The organism is Chryseobacterium sp. SIMBA_029 (assembly GCF_046535275.1).
GTDB lineage: Bacteria > Bacteroidota > Bacteroidia > Flavobacteriales > Weeksellaceae > Chryseobacterium.
Genome location: NZ_JAWRXA010000875.1, coordinates 1 through 234 on the forward strand (window position 1 = coordinate 1; position 234 = coordinate 234).

Consider the following 234-nt stretch of genomic DNA (forward strand, 5'->3'; position numbering starts at 1 on the left):
CGATGAGCCACAGGGTCCTTGTGCGACCCACGGGACCTGCTGCCGGAACCTGGACGGGGTTGGCGCCGGCAAGCGCCAAGCCAACAGCGCCGGCCTTGTCCTCCCCGGCAACGACCATCCAGATTTCCTGCGCGGTGTTGATGGCGGGGAGTGTCAGGGAAATGCGCGACGGCGGCGGCTTGGGTGAGTTCTCCACCCCGACAACCATCCGATTCTTCTCCCGGATGCCTGCCT

The 234-nt window shown here is 66.2% G+C and carries 1 protein-coding gene; it reads right to left on the reverse strand.

Going from position 1 to position 234, the window contains the following annotated elements; translation table 11 throughout:
- A partial coding sequence (locus SB679_RS26370; RefSeq protein ID WP_410705392.1) for a 6-phosphogluconolactonase occupies positions 1–234 on the reverse strand: 234 nt, incomplete at both ends.